General features: G+C 66.4%; 15 protein-coding genes. 7 read left to right on the top strand and 8 right to left on the bottom strand.

Annotated features, from left to right (window positions below):
* Positions 1-145: 145 nt before the first annotated feature.
* From TFC3_RS03485 to TFC3_RS37760, 3 genes are read left to right on the top strand one after another with little or no spacing between them, the layout of a single operon-like run.
* Entirely contained in the window at positions 146-409 is a 264-nt protein-coding gene (locus tag TFC3_RS03485; RefSeq protein WP_236717967.1) for a helix-turn-helix transcriptional regulator, read from the top strand.
* Between the two features lie 23 nt (positions 410-432).
* Positions 433-1,515, top strand: a complete 1,083-nt coding sequence (locus TFC3_RS03480; RefSeq protein WP_067495483.1) for a helix-turn-helix transcriptional regulator — start codon at positions 433-435, stop codon at positions 1,513-1,515.
* Position 1,516: 1 nt separating this feature from the next.
* Positions 1,517-1,660 (top strand): hypothetical protein, encoded by a 144-nt coding sequence (locus TFC3_RS37760; RefSeq protein ID WP_161952530.1) that lies wholly within the window; start codon positions 1,517-1,519, stop codon positions 1,658-1,660.
* Here TFC3_RS37760 and TFC3_RS03475 read toward each other — a convergent pair.
* Positions 1,657-3,816, bottom strand: coding sequence for a carbohydrate-binding protein (locus tag TFC3_RS03475; protein ID WP_082771844.1), 2,160 nt, complete (start codon positions 3,814-3,816; stop codon positions 1,657-1,659). The two genes, TFC3_RS37760 and TFC3_RS03475, sit on opposite strands and share 4 nt — an antisense overlap.
* Before the next feature lie 1,370 nt (positions 3,817-5,186).
* Between TFC3_RS03475 and TFC3_RS03465 the strand changes: the two genes are divergently transcribed.
* A complete protein-coding gene (locus tag TFC3_RS03465) occupies positions 5,187-5,762 on the top strand; it encodes a dienelactone hydrolase family protein (RefSeq protein WP_067495477.1) in 576 nt (191 codons plus the stop codon).
* On the opposite strand, the gene TFC3_RS03460 is transcribed toward TFC3_RS03465, so the two are convergent.
* The gene (locus TFC3_RS03460; protein ID WP_067495475.1) at positions 5,752-6,174 is read right to left on the bottom strand and encodes a MarR family winged helix-turn-helix transcriptional regulator; all 423 of its coding nucleotides are present in this window, start codon (positions 6,172-6,174) and stop codon (positions 5,752-5,754) included. The genes TFC3_RS03465 and TFC3_RS03460 overlap by 11 nt on opposite strands.
* Positions 6,175-6,871: 697 nt before the next feature.
* Between TFC3_RS03460 and TFC3_RS35295 the strand changes: the two genes are divergently transcribed.
* The gene (locus TFC3_RS35295) at positions 6,872-7,258 is read left to right on the top strand and encodes an STAS domain-containing protein (RefSeq protein ID WP_236717966.1); all 387 of its coding nucleotides are present in this window, start codon (positions 6,872-6,874) and stop codon (positions 7,256-7,258) included.
* Between the two features lie 36 nt (positions 7,259-7,294).
* On the opposite strand, the gene TFC3_RS03455 is transcribed toward TFC3_RS35295, so the two are convergent.
* The 6 genes from TFC3_RS03455 to TFC3_RS03440 form a co-directional block, all read right to left on the bottom strand.
* On the bottom strand, positions 7,295-8,089 hold the full coding sequence (locus TFC3_RS03455) for a helix-turn-helix transcriptional regulator (protein ID WP_153040087.1): 795 nt from the start codon (positions 8,087-8,089) through the stop codon (positions 7,295-7,297).
* A gap of 9 nt (positions 8,090-8,098) precedes the next feature.
* Positions 8,099-8,254: a hypothetical protein gene (locus TFC3_RS37755; protein WP_161952528.1), complete on the bottom strand. Its 156-nt coding sequence runs from the start codon at positions 8,252-8,254 to the stop codon at positions 8,099-8,101.
* 137 nt (positions 8,255-8,391) lie between these two features.
* Positions 8,392-9,804: a helix-turn-helix transcriptional regulator gene (locus tag TFC3_RS38660; RefSeq protein WP_201787117.1), complete on the bottom strand. Its 1,413-nt coding sequence runs from the start codon at positions 9,802-9,804 to the stop codon at positions 8,392-8,394.
* A gap of 117 nt (positions 9,805-9,921) precedes the next feature.
* Positions 9,922-10,305, bottom strand: coding sequence for a hypothetical protein (locus TFC3_RS36705; protein ID WP_153040086.1), 384 nt, complete (start codon positions 10,303-10,305; stop codon positions 9,922-9,924).
* A 304-nt stretch (positions 10,306-10,609) separates the two neighbouring features.
* Entirely contained in the window at positions 10,610-11,290 is a 681-nt protein-coding gene (locus TFC3_RS03445) for a hypothetical protein (RefSeq protein ID WP_067495470.1), read from the bottom strand.
* Complete coding sequence (locus TFC3_RS03440; RefSeq protein WP_153040085.1) at positions 11,287-11,853, bottom strand: hypothetical protein; 567 nt, start codon at positions 11,851-11,853, stop codon at positions 11,287-11,289. Before TFC3_RS03440 ends, TFC3_RS03445 begins: the two co-directional genes overlap by 4 nt.
* A gap of 500 nt (positions 11,854-12,353) precedes the next feature.
* On the opposite strand from TFC3_RS03440, the gene TFC3_RS03435 reads away from it, so the two are divergent.
* Positions 12,354-12,683 carry a tyrosine-type recombinase/integrase gene (locus tag TFC3_RS03435; protein ID WP_153040084.1) on the top strand — a complete coding sequence of 110 codons (330 nt, stop codon included), beginning with the start codon at positions 12,354-12,356 and terminating at the stop codon, positions 12,681-12,683.
* Positions 12,680-12,922: site-specific integrase (locus tag TFC3_RS03430; protein WP_161952527.1), on the top strand; the 243-nt coding region annotated here is incomplete at its 3' end. The genes TFC3_RS03435 and TFC3_RS03430, both read left to right, overlap by 4 nt.

Raw genomic sequence — 12,922 nt, 5'->3', positions numbered from 1 at the left:
CCTGCCAAGAGGTCAACGAACCGCGGGCCGCGAGGACTGAATTTGCGGGATACCGCAACGCCGCGGCTGCGGTTTAGCGCAATCGGCGCCACCGGCACCGCCAAGTGCTGGACCAGCGCCGCGGGCCTGTGATTCCATGCGGCCGATGACCTCACCCCCGAACGGAGCAGGCACTTTGCCGAAGATCATTCTGTCCGACCGCGAGCGGGAGTTGGTGGCTCTGCTCGCGCAGGGGCACACCGACGTCTCCGCGGCCGAGCAGCTCGGCATCAGCGCGCGTTCGGTGACGAACATCCTGCGCAACCTCATGGACCGGCTCGGCGTGGACAACCGGTTTCAGCTTGGACTTGCCCTTGGGTTCCTCCGCAAGGCCAACCTTCCCGGTCCGTCCGTCGGAGGCGAAGGCTAGCCGTCTCGATGAGAATCGATGGAGTGACGCCCACCCTGGTCCCCCTCGGCGCCGCTGTTCCGTCCCTGGTCCGTTGGGGACTCTCCAGCAACGCCGATCTGGTCTTTCGTACCCTGGTGACGTTCGGTCCCCGCACCGAGCGCACCCTGGCGGTGGAGCTGGGCCTCCCCGCCCGCCGCACCGCCGAAGCGCTGGCCGAGCTGCGCGAATGCGGTGCCGCCGCGGCCACTGCGGACGCCCGCACCACCACTCGCGTCTGGACGGCCCGCCCGGCCACGGTGGTGGTCGAGCACCTGCGCCGGCGCCGCATGCACGTCGTGGACCCGCGATTCACGATCAGGTCGCACCATGACGTGGTGCGCGCTCTGCGCAATTCGGGCATTGCCGCCGCGCTTCCGCTGCACACGCTGCCGAGCCTCGCCGGTGAGTTCGCCGCGGGCCTGCGCTACCTGCCGAGCCGGGAGCTGACCCGGCGGCGCCTGGCCGAGCTGGCGGGCACGAAGGTACGGCGCGTGCTGAGCATGAACACGGCTCAGGCGATCGATGCCGAGTCGGCCCGCGCGGCATCGCCCCTCGACCTCGCCATGGCCGAGCGCGGCGTGCAGATCCGGGTGCTCATGCCGCCGCCTGCCGACGGGGACGACCTCGACGTCAGCGGTCACCTGGTCAACGGCACCTCGTTCCAGCGCTACGAGTCGGCCGGCATCCCGCTCAAGTTGTTCGTCTTCGACCGCGAGCGGGCGCTGCTGCCGGCGGACCCGGCGGACCTCGAACGCGGCTATCTCGAAGTCGCGCACGCGGGGGTGCTGGACGCGCTGATCGCCCTGTTCGACCGGCATTGGCAAAGCGCCGCGGCCGAGCACCGCGCCGGCCTGCTGCCGATCGAACTCAGTGAGCGCGAGCGTCAGCTCGTTACTCTGCTAGCTGCCGGGCACACCGATCACACCGCAGCGCAGCGGCTACGGATCAGCGCCCGATCGGTGACCGGAATATTACGGTCGCTCATGGACCGCCTGGGAGTCGACAATAGATTCCAGCTGGGCCTCGCCTTGGGGTCCTTGCAGGTGGCTGTACCACCGTCCATATCTATCAACGGGGAGTCCTGAAATGTCACGTGTCGTCAAGATAATCGCCGCCCTGGCCATCGCCGCCGGGCTGACGTTCGCCGCTGTTGAGGTCTCGGGCTCCGGTTCGGCGGACGCCGTACAGGCCTGGGGCCCGCCGAACGGAACCTGCGTCTTCTGCGCCTAACTCAGCCGGAAATAGTCGAGGTTGAACCCGCCGGTCTCGCAGTAAACGGTCACGATCTGGTCGCCCGCGGCCAAGTCGACCGTGGCCTGCACTGACTGGTACGCGGCCCAGCCGCCGGTGTCGGGCACGTCAACAGTGGCGAGCACGGCACCGGCGGCATCGCGGAAGGAAACCGCACCCGCAGCCGCCGCACCCGATCCGTTAGCGGCCCGCAATTCCAGGTTGTACGTTCCCGGCTCGGCGACGTCGATCCGGTACTGCAGCCAGTTGCCGGCCGCGGTCCAGCCCACGTTCTTGCCGCCGCTGGCCGAGGCGGTGTTCTCCACGAAATTCGCCCCGCCCTCGGTCCAGCCGTGCTGAGCGGTGTACGCCTCAGCTTCGACGCGCACCCCCACCGGCGCACCGCGGGGAACCACGTTCACCTGCACGCTGACCTGAGCCCGGGCCCGCCCGTCGGTGACATAGAACGTCAAGTCCTGCGTACCGGCAGTGGTGGGGGTGAGCGTGACCAGCCCGGTGGTGGCGTCGAGGCTCACCCCGGCCGGCAGGTCAACCGCGTAGTAGGACAGCGGGTCGCCATCACGGTCGGTGCCGTGCAGCCGGAACTGCGTGGTGGCGTACTGGTCCGCCGCCACATCGGCGACCGGGGAGAGGACCGGGGCATGGTTGCGCTGCGACGGCACCCGCGATTTCCAGCGGTACGTCGCGTATGCCCCGGCTGGCACGTTCACCAGGAACGACTTGTCCGCCACGAGCACGCGGACCTTCTTGGCGGCCGGGTTGCTGTTGCCCACGATCGCCACGTAGTCGTTGTGATCGCGGTAGACCACGTTGCTGATCCCGGCGCTGGTCGCGCTGCTCTCCACCCGTACGAAATCAGGGGTCAGGTATTTGGCGAACTGCCCCATCGCATAAAGCTCATTGCGGACCGTGAACGTGCGCGTGGTGGTGTCGACTTTCACCAGGCGGTCCGGCCACTTCGTGGTACGGCCGATTTCTTCCCAATCCAGGTTGTTGTCGCGCTTGTCGGTCCAGTGCAGCGTGCCGCCGTCCTGGTCGGTGGTCTGCGCCCACGTCACATACGAGCTGGCGTCGAGCCGGAAATAGTCGAGAATCGTCGCCGGGCTCAGGTCGCTGGTCTCGGTCAGGTGCACCGGCTTGCCGTATTGCTCGTAGGCGTCGCGCATGACCTTCGGATCACCCCAGTACGGGTGGAAAGCGATCGCATCGGCCGCCCGCAGTGCCTTCGGGTCGTTGAAGATCCGGTAATAGTTCTTGGTCCCGGTGCTGTTCGGGTCGCGCCAATCCCAGAAGTTGAAATCGTGCACGTAAAGGTCGGTGTCCAGCCGCGCCGCCGCGAGTTCCCGCTTGATGGCGACCGCCAGCTTCTGCTGCTGCGCCACGCTGATGTCCATCGCCGGATAAACGACATCCATTCCGGGCTCGTTCAGCAGTGTCAGCGCGTCGATATCAACGCCCTGCTTCGCGTACGACCGCAAGTACTTGACGTAGTACCGCGCGAAAACCTCAATGCAGTCGTCCCGCAGCTTGCCCACCTGGTAATACGACGACGTGCTGCCGGGCAGCAACGCCACCTCGCCGGTGAACTTGTTGTTCGTCTTCATCCAGGCGGGCGCACTCCACGCCGACGCGAAGAAAGTCGCCCGCGGGTTGTAGCGCTGAATCAGCTTGATCGTGTCGACTATGTGCAGATCGATGTCGCGCTGAATCGAGAAGTACTTCAAGGAGAAGTCTTTACTGACTCCTGGAGGGAGTTCGTCATAGGACCAGAACGGCAGATGCTCGATGAGATCCGGGCTGCCGATCGTCAGCCGGAACCGGTCGAGGCCCGCACCCGTGCGCGGATCCACCAGCAACCTGATGGCCCGGTTCCGCTCGGCCGCGGTGAGCTTCCAGAGGTTGGACACGCTCGTCTCGTCCAGCGAGAAGCCGATGCCGGCATAGCGCTGCCGGGTCTGGCTCGGGTCAACCACTACCGTGGCATCCGGGGTTCCGCGGACCGCCGTGTCCAACGGCTGCCACGCGGTAGTGCCGGCCGAATAGGTTCCCGTGACTTTCGGATGCGCCTCTGCCGGCCCGGTAACGACCAGCACAGCGGCAGCAGCGACCGCGGCAGCAGTCAGAACTCGCCTCACATAGCCTCCTTGAGAATATCGACGAGTGTCTCATGAAAGCCGGCTTCCCAGCCGCGGTGCGAGCCCGCGCTGCCCAGTCGGTCGCTTTGCTGTTCATCGCTGCCCTGCTGGCAGCCGCAGCAGCCGCCGGCCCCTGGTATGCCCGGACCGTCACCCTGCACCGCTCGGTTCCCCTCAACGGCAATCCGGATCGGGCCCTCGCCGACTTTCGCGCCCGCACCGCCACTGACCTGCACATTCCAAGCTCGCCTACCGCGCCGACTTCTGTTCAAGAACGAGGCTTACCGGTACGTACTCAGCTGCGCCCGGCGAGATAGCAGTAGGAGCGGCCACCGCCCAGCGGCTGCGTTTGACGATCGGCAGCACGCTCACCGAACCCGTGAAACTGCGGGTGGTCGCCACCTACGAGCCCGGCTTCGACGACACCCTGCACACCGACGCGGATCCCTGGGCGCCGCGCTCGCCGGTTTCCACGTATCCCGGCGCCCCGGTGCGGCCCGGTTGTTCGCCTTGGTCACGGCGGCCGGGGCAACCATCGGTTATGTCGTCTGCGCCCACGGCACCGCCGTTCGTGACCGCGATGTGGAAGCCCATCTCAGCACCGGCGCCGGCCGGGTCATTTCTGTAGCCGACGTAACCCGCCACGATTTGCTGGCCGCTGTGCAGAAAGCCGACCCAGCGGGTTCGTACGCCATGGCAGTCAGGCGTTTCCCCGGTATACCCGCCCTCGCCGTCGACACCAGCCGCCCCAGCCCCGCTGATTCTGCACGGCACCGAGATAGCCACCCGACGGCGTACTGGTGCGCCCGGTTGATGCCCCCTGTCCGCTGCCCATTGCCGTTGCCGGGCCGGTTCTCAACGGCCCGGCCCTCAACGGGCTGGACGGCAGACCAATGTCAGTGTTCGCTGAGGCTTCGTTGCCCGCCATTCCCGGCCTGGGCGGCACCGGCGCGCTGGCCGACCTTTTGAATACGCCGATCGCCTCTCCGTCGCCCCGGACTTCGCTACTGCCGGTCAAGGGTGGCTGTCCCCCGCGGCACCGCCGGACATCCTGAGCCGATTACGCAAAGCCGGGCTGGTGGTGACTGCCGATTGTTCTCGGCGGTTCCGTTGCGCGGTCCGGCCTTCAGACGCTGCGGCTGCAAGGATTGGGTGGACCGGCTGTTCGGGTGGTGGGGCTTTGGACGTACCCCATGCTGGTTTTCCTGGCTGTTGGATTGCCCTGCTGACGTGGCACTTGACCGGCTGGGCTCTGCCGCTCTCCGCCCCTGGCCTGCCGCTTCCTCGGTGGCCAGGCGTGGGAAGTTTTGGGCTCAGCGTTCTTGTGGTGTGGTTGGTGTTGACCGGCGTCGCTTCTATCAGGAGGTACCGTGGCTGAGCTTCTTTTCTTCCATCATGCGCAGGGCCTGACCCCGGGCTTGATTGACTTCGCCGATACCTTGCGGGATGCCGGTCATACCGTGCACACGCCGGACCTTTATGAGGGCCGCACGTTCGCCACCCTGGACGAGGGATTGGCCTATGCGTCGTCGGTAGGCTTCAGCGCCTTGGCTTCCCGCGGCGTAGCTGTGGCAGATTCGCTTGGCCCCGACCTCGTCTACGCCGGCTATTCATTAGGCGTCATGCCCGCCCAACAGTTGGCCCAGACCCGGCCGGGCGCAGCGGGTGCATTGTTTTTCGAATCCTGCCTGCCACCAACCGAGTTCGGGTCCGCCTGGCCCGCCACTGTCCCCGTCCAGATCCACGGCATGGAAAACGACGAAATCTTCGCCGGCGACGGTGACCTGAAAGCGGCTCAGGATCTGGTCGCGGCCAATCCGTCGCTCGCAACCCTCTTCGTTTATCCCGGCAATGTGCACCTGTTCGCCGACAGCAGCCTGCCCACTTATGACGCCTCGGCTGCGGCCCTGCTGACGTCGCGGGTACTGGCCTTTCTCACGAGTTGACCCGACCAACAACGCGGCTCGCCAGCGCCGCAAGCTTGCGCTGATCAGCACCGGACAACCCACCCACAATCGTGGCGATGTCGCGGGCGACCCTCTTCTCAACCACGCCAACCAGCTTGCGGCCCTGCTCGGTGAGCACCACCTCAACAGCCCGCCGGTCGGCTTCGTTACGCACACGGGTCACCCAGCCTCGCGCCGCCGCCCGGTCCACCAAGCCGGTAACGCTTGACTTGTCCAGGTCAAGGGCCGCTGCGAGTTCGCTGATGCCTGGTCGCCGGCCGCACAAAACAGTCAGAAGGCGCATCTGCGTGACCGAAAGGTAGTGACCAGCCGCCCGCCGGGCCAGCGCATCCTGAACCACGAACGACAGCTGCGCCAGTCCATCAGCGAACCCCAGCTCCGGCTGCTCCATGGGGTGCCATTCCAGGCTCGTTAGTTGGGGTCGCAAACTATTTGAGGGTTACACTTTGGGGCGGTATATGCAGCCCCTGCCCTTTCGGCACCTGACCGAGTTCGACCCCGCGGGCAATCCGGCAGACGCGCTTGTCAAGGACTCCGGCGGTCATGGCCAGGCAATCGGGGGAGTTCCCTCAACGAGATCGTGGCCGCCGACTCTGGGCTTTCTACCGCGCCGCGGTGCTCCCAAACGCGCAATATCTGCGGCATGACAGTGCGTTGGCGGACAGCGCCGCGCCACTGGCCTATGTCCTCATCGCCGGCCCGCGTCGACCAGCCGTGAGCCTGCGTGAATCGCGTGATTGCTCCGGTTGGCTTCGCGCTGACGAGGTGGCCGCTGGGTTCGTTTTGCGCTTAGGGCAAGCCGTAGGAACCGGCGCTTTTCCCGGTAGTACGGGCGGTTCGTCGTGGCGAGGCTGGAGGTCGAGCCGGGTCGGCTCACACGGGGTGCTGACGGTTCGGGGGGCGACGGTTGGGGGAAGGTGTGGATCGGGCCCTGGACAGCGCGAGTAATGGTGGGCGCCGCTTTGAGCGAGCAGCCGGGCCTGCGGTTATCGGCGTCGCCGATGTGGACAGGCCGGGCGCGGTCCGGTTGTGCGCGCGGGGCGAGTTCGATCGCGACAGTTGCGCTCTTCTGCCGGCTGCCGGCTGCCGTGGCTGAGGCGGTGGCGGCGGGCCACCGTACGATCACGATCGACCTGAAGGCTGTGACTTTCTTCGATGCGGCCTCGGTGGCCGCTCTGGTCAGCTGTCGTGATCTCACCACTGCCGCGGGAGGCCGCGTCCGCGTGGAGAACGCCGGTGGGACAGTCGCCTATGTACTGAAGGTCTTGGACGTCGACAGTTTGTTGACCGTTTCTACGCCAGCCGCCGGCAGGAAGGTGTCGTCAACCGTCGACCGCGGTCCTGCGGCAATCCGCCCGCAGCGACGTAATGACCTGGCGGCGGTCAGTGCTGAACTCGTGGCGACATCTCGTTCACTGAGCGAACGCGCCCGCGGTCTTGCCGCGCAGTCGCGGGATCACCGCAGCCCTTCATGACTGAGCACCACCTCCTGGTTACGGGTTCGTTCCTGCTCAGTCACCCGTTCGCCGCAGGGTCACGTGCGGATGCTCACCGTAGGCTGCGCGAAATTCGGCGGCGAAGCGGCTCAGGTCGGCGAAGCCCCATCGCATGGCGACGGCGGTGACGGTGGTGCCGTCGACGCGGTCTGCTGCTTGCAGATCGGTGCGGGCAAGGTCAAGACGGACGCGGCGTAGGTAGCGCATCGGGGTGGTGTCCAGGTGCCGGCGGAACGCCAGTTGCACCGCACGCACTGATACATGGGCGGCGCGGGCGATGTCGGCGACGCTGATGTCAAGTTCCGGGTTGTTCTGGATGAACGCGACGGCGCGCCGCACCGAAGCGGACGTCGCATCCCGGCGTATTTCGGCGTGCTCGGCAGGCTCCATGCCGTAGCCGTGGAGCAGGGTCGCGGCAAGCAACCGCTGGGCGCTGCCGACGAGGAGCGGGTTGGCCGCTGCCTCGGGCTGGCTGAGCACGCTGTCCTTGACGAAGTCCACGGTCCGCCGCCACGACGCCGCCGCCTGCAGCGGTAGCGGGTCCAGCCGCAGCCGGCTCAACGGGTCGAAAGCTTCGTCTCCGGTCACCTCGCAGAACACGCTCGGATCGAGGCCGACGGGCCGGTCGGCGTAGCCCTGCAGCTCGTTGCGGTACTCAATCGCGAGGGGCGCGGCCAGGAAGACGTCACCGACCCCGTAGTGCCGGGTCACATGCTCAACCTCGTTCTGGAGGGTCGCTCTCCTGATGTCGCAGATCCACAGGGTGTCCATCGGCTTGAGGTCCATCGCGATGGTGAGGGTGTTGGACATCAGGCTCACCTACATCATGCCGGCAGCCCACCGCTCGTGCTCGAAGTGGAAGTCCGACGTGTCGCCACTGATCCGCAGGTTGTTGTCTGCGTAGGCGTCCGCGATCAGAGCCTGCGCCTGCTCCGGATCGGTTGTAGCGAACCTGCTGTGCACCGGTGCACTCATTCCGTTCCACCTCCTTCAAGTGGTCCTGCATCGATGATGAGACGTCAATGCGGTGACGTCGGCAACGTGCTGTTGAGTTCAGTGCCGTTCGATGCGGTGCCGTTCGATGCGGTGCCGTTCGATGCGGTGCCGTTCGTTCAGTGGCGCAGAGTGTGGCTGGGCAGGAAGCCGAACGCTGCGCGGTAGCGGGGCGGCGAACCGGTTGAGTTTGGCAAACCCCAGTGGGCGGCGATCGCGGCGACGGTGTCGCCCCTGAAGGGACCAGCGCCCTGTAGTTCGCGTTGAGCGTAGCCAATGGTGGTGTCGTCGTGGCGGCGGAACGCGTACTGCAACGCGCGAGGCACGGCGCCGGCAGCGGGTCCAGCCGCAGGCGGCTCATCTCGGACGGCTCGGGAGATCCACACGGCGTCGACCGGTTGTACCTGCACGTCGAGAGTCAGCATGTTGGACGGTTCGTCCATCGACACACGTTCCAGGTCCCAGCGGCTGCGCCGCGGGTGGAAGTCTGTCGTGTGCCTGTTCCGGGTGGGTCGTGATGAAGGTGCTTCTCGCTGCTGGGGGCATGGTGTCCTCCTGTCACGGTAGATGGGCGTCAAATGCCGCAGGGTGTGCCTGGGCAGGATGCCGTAAGTGTCGCGGTAGACCGCGGCAAACCGGTCGGGTTTCGCGAACCCCCAGCGGGCGGCAATCGCCGCGACGGTGTCCCCGCGGGCCGGGTCGGCGGCTTGCAACTCCCGGTGTGCGCGTTCGAGCCGTACCCGGCGGGCGTAGCCCAGCGGGGTGGTGTCGTAGTGGCGGCGAAACGCGTACTGCAGTGCGCGCGGGCTGGTCCCGGCCGCTGCGGCGACCTCGGACAAGGTCACCGGCAGTTCGGCGTTCGCGTCGATGAAGGCCACCGCGCGGCGCAGCGCGGCCGGACCCACCTGCCCCGGTCCCGGAGTGTGCTGGCGGGTCATGGTGGTGTTCGGGAAGACATGCAGGGCGCCCACGGCCGCAGCTCGGATCATCTCCTCGGCGATCAGCGGGAAGTTCATCGGAGAGTCGACCGCCGACAGGGCCCCGCCGAGCATTGCTATCAGGGACCACCAGTAGGTACCCATCGCCGCGGACACCGCAGTGGTCGCATGGAACTCCAGCTCTCCCGGCGCGAGACCGGCGATCTCGCCGGCGATCCGGTCCAATCGGGTAGCAGGCAACTGCAAGACGTCGATGCCGATGTCCTCGGCGCTGACACGCGCCGCGGAGCCGGCCCGGTTCAACCCGACCTCACCACGGGCGACACAGATGTCGTGCTCGCCGTCATGGACCCGTAGCTGGCCATGACGGACGGCGAAGAACACGAACTGGCCGAACGGCTCCGTCATCGTCTGATAGTCGATGGTGCTGCGCACCCGCGCGTGGGAAACGTCGGCCGCCGCGCCGACCCGCGCCTGGAATGCGGAGCGGCGGTCACGGAACTCGGTGAAGGTCAGTCGATTGCCGACATACATCTGCCGGATGAAATCGGCGATCTCAGCGGCGTCATGTGCGGTGACCGAGGACGATCGCACCGGTGACACTGCAGGTTCTGCCATAGCGACGGCCTCCGAACCCGAAGACGGACAGGCGGGGTGCTCCTCCACCGCCCACGATACGTACGTCGATACCCGGATAGCGAAAGTCAACCCTTAGGTGCGCCGTGGTAGCCGGTTGCGCTGCTGTTGACCATGAACCAGTCGACGCGTCATGCGCGCGGCGGAACCTCGAGCGCCCGCCCCCACCTGCCGGGCGAGATCGGTGTTCTCCGCCTCGACTGCGGAGGAGACCAAGGCTCGGCGTCGCGTTCCATCGACTCGAACACCTAGCTGAGCGATACCGCTACCCCCACGAAACGAAGTGCCCGGTCCGCCGATCTTGCCCGATCCGGACGCATCGCTTGCGATGGACAGGTGGCCGATCCCGCCGAAACCCCCCAGCAACGGATAGCGGCCTTGATTGCGTACGCCGAACTCGCGCAGCGCCGTGCGACACAACGCCGAGCATCCGCGCAACGTCACATCGACCTCGCTCACACCGCGCACTCGGCCTCCGAGCAGGCCCGCACACGGCTGACCGAACGGCTGTCCTCACCGGCGAAGCAGCCATCAACGGCCGACTAAGTAAAAGCTCCGGCCCCGCCACGTAGCCAGCCGCGTCAGCACCGGAAATACCGACCGGGTTCGCCACCGAGCGGACGTGGATGCACTGCATCGGCATGTCCGGACGTCGGGTTGTGCGTGAGAAGTTGGTCAGCCGCCGGTTTTGGTGGTCAGGCGGTGTCGACGGCACGATGGTGATGCCGTGATCACAACGTCACGCGGTATGGACGATATGAAGCTATGCCAGAACGACGCCGTTGCGGGCGCAGTGAAACTTGAACGCTTCACGCACCAGGGTTTCCAGGTGGTCCACTTGCGGCGCCCCAGGCCGGACGGTTTGCTCCCACCTTCGTCCGCGGTGGCTCAGGTATCGGGCTACCCGGGGAGCGGGCAAGTTCGACACAAACATCGTGTGTCGGATCCCCAGATCGGCATGTAGTCCCTCGAATCCCCGGGCGAGCCCGAGTTTGAGATGGGAGGTGTAAAACTTGCACTCCACCGCCAGCAACGCCTTAGTAGTACGCGGAGCGACCTGGCCGGATCGGCACCGATTCGCCTCCTCCTGCGGCAACACCAGAACGTCGCACTCGTGCAGGACACGCGACTTGCCCTGCACCCGCACGCCCACGTGAGCTTCCAACGGGGGGACGTTGGGAAGGAAGGTGATCTCCGCATGGGTGTACGGATGGGTTGAGGTGTGCATCAGCCCGGGGTCCTTACGGAGCACAATGTTGTTGGTATGTTCCCCGGTCACGGTCCGGAAATCGACGCTCGCGCCGGAACGCCGCGCCACGGCGACGACCAGGGCAAACACATACGCCTCGTAGACGTCGTGCGCCTCTGCCGGACCAGCATACGGAGTGCCCGTCGTGCCCAGCAACGACCGCACCTGGCGCAGCAAATCGTCCATCGAGGTCATCCGAGCACCCCCCGCTTGAGCGCTTCGAGTGCCGTGTTGAGGCTGCTTCGTCGTTGCGGATCACTGGCGATCTGACGTTGCCCGAAGCCGAGCGGTGATGTGGCGTCGGCCTGCTGCTCCCAGTCGTCATCGCCAACGAACTTGACGACAATATCCTCGGTCGGTTCATGAGCGGCTTCCGATAGATTCACCCGCGTCTGGGCGGCCGCCTCGGGAAGTTCCACCACGACGCGCTGCACCGATTCGATGATCAAGGCGATGCGTTCTTGCGGCGTGTACGCGCGTACCGTGACACCGACGTCCCCGCCTGCGCCCTGGCCGTGCGATCGTTCTCCCGTCGACGAGGCCGCGGCGGCAATCGGCTCTTCCACGTCGATGATCCCCATCGTCTCGTAGAAGACAGCCTCGGTCCGCCGAGCCCTCCGCGGCTTTTGCAGCGTGCGCTCCTGCAGAATCCCGTCAGCGACGGCTTCATCGACGCTCGCCAGCACCCATCCCAGACCGTGATCCGCGACCAGTGCACGCAATTGGCCCTCGAAGACCGCGAGTTCATCCGGATTCAACGACAACCCCTACTACGTCCATGACGGATGCGGGGCCGCACCGTCGCGGCGCAGCCCCACATTCTGACATGCGGCGATCTAGTGAAACCATGTCATGTTTCCGTCAGCCAAGGAGCTATCTTCCCTGTGCCGATGGAGGGCGAATCGACTCCGGTAATCCCAGCTGTTACCGGCGCCTGGATGGTGTTGCAACGCAATCTGCTTTGCACACCATCACACGCGAGGGGAAGCTCGTGACCCTCTGCGGCGCCGGCATCCCGCCCATACCGCTTCTCACGTACCAGCCCATGGCTTTTCGGGCATCCCTACCTGGCGCTGCGAGGCACAACACCGACTCGCCTACTGCTCGGCAGGACGGCGCCCCGAGCGCTACATCAGGGCGCCGCTACGCCTGTCATGGCAGCACAAAGTCGCTCCGCACGATCAGTTGCCGCCTGATCGCCGTCCGTTGTTGCAGTTCATAGACGTGCCCCCGGTGCGGCGGTGCATCCGGTCGGCGGCTGGCGCATGGCCTCGGTGCCACCGACGACGCCGACGTCCGACGTTCGCTGGACCGCTGTCCGCGTGACACCGCGGTCGAGGTGCGCGACTACGCGATCCTGATGCTGGTGGCCCGGCTGGGGTTGCGGTCGATCGAGGTGGCCCGGCTTCTGCTGGATAATGTCGATTGGCGCAGCGGTGAGATCGCCGTCCGGGGCAAGGGCCGGCGCGAGGATCGGCTCCCGTTGCCTGTCGAGGTCGGTGAGGCCGTGGTGGCCTACCTGTCCGGCCCGCGGCCAGCGCTGGCCGCGGGCCGCCGCGAAGGCATCGGAAAGGCGGCCCGCTCATGACGATGATCGCCGCCACACTGCAAGCGTTCTTCACCGACCGGCTGGCCAGGCAGCGTCAGGCCAGCCCGTGCACCGTCGCCGCCTACCGCGATGCGCTGCGCCTGCTGCTGGTCTTCGTCCAGCAGCGAACCGGCACTCCGCCCGCGAACCTGGACTGGGCCGACCTGGACGCGGAGACCGTGTCGGCGTTCCTCAACTATCTGGAGGACGAGCGCGGCAATAGCACCAGAACCCGCAAC

Origin of the sequence: Actinoplanes sp. TFC3 (genome assembly GCF_001553785.1) — a bacterium.
Classification (GTDB): Bacteria; Actinomycetota; Actinomycetes; order Mycobacteriales; family Micromonosporaceae; genus Actinoplanes.
The sequence above is the reverse complement of the archived record's forward strand: the minus strand, read 5'-3'. Positions and strand labels throughout refer to the sequence as shown.

Coding starts and splice junctions, on each gene's coding strand:
- TFC3_RS03455 (WP_153040087.1), bottom strand. CDS start 8,089: ATGTCCAACACCCTCACCATCGCGATGGACCTCAAGCCGATGGACACC.
- TFC3_RS03445 (WP_067495470.1), bottom strand. CDS start 11,290: ATGACCTCGATGGACGATTTGCTGCGCCAGGTGCGGTCGTTGCTGGGC.
- TFC3_RS03485 (WP_236717967.1), top strand. CDS start 146: ATGACCTCACCCCCGAACGGAGCAGGCACTTTGCCGAAGATCATTCTG.
- TFC3_RS37760 (WP_161952530.1), top strand. CDS start 1,517: ATGTCACGTGTCGTCAAGATAATCGCCGCCCTGGCCATCGCCGCCGGG.
- TFC3_RS03460 (WP_067495475.1), bottom strand. CDS start 6,174: ATGGAGCAGCCGGAGCTGGGGTTCGCTGATGGACTGGCGCAGCTGTCG.
- TFC3_RS37755 (WP_161952528.1), bottom strand. CDS start 8,254: ATGAGTGCACCGGTGCACAGCAGGTTCGCTACAACCGATCCGGAGCAG.